Below are 224 nucleotides of genomic sequence, written 5' to 3'. Positions count from 1 at the left end.
GCGCAACAACTGCAACACATCTTTGGCCTGACCGAAGCCGAAACGCGGGTCGCTGCACTGATCGGCAGCGGAATGAATTTGCCCGAGATTGCCGAGGTTCTTGGAATTTCGTCCAACACGGCAAAAACACACACTAGCCGATGCTTTGGCAAAACGGGAACTCGATCCCAGGCGGCTCTCGCCAGGTTGATTGCGTCGATCCCGATCGCGGGAAACAGGACGGC

The 224-nt window shown here is 57.1% G+C and carries 1 protein-coding gene; it reads left to right on the top strand.

Annotated elements, in window-relative coordinates:
• The coding region (locus AF337_RS41415) for a helix-turn-helix transcriptional regulator (protein ID WP_160320417.1) at nt 1–224 on the top strand (224 nt) is incomplete at both ends.

Origin of the sequence: Rhizobium ecuadorense (assembly GCF_001187535.1) — a bacterium.
Lineage (GTDB): Bacteria > Pseudomonadota > Alphaproteobacteria > Rhizobiales > Rhizobiaceae > Rhizobium > Rhizobium ecuadorense.
Note: the sequence above shows the minus strand (reverse complement) of the source record. Positions and strands in the feature narration are given on the sequence as shown.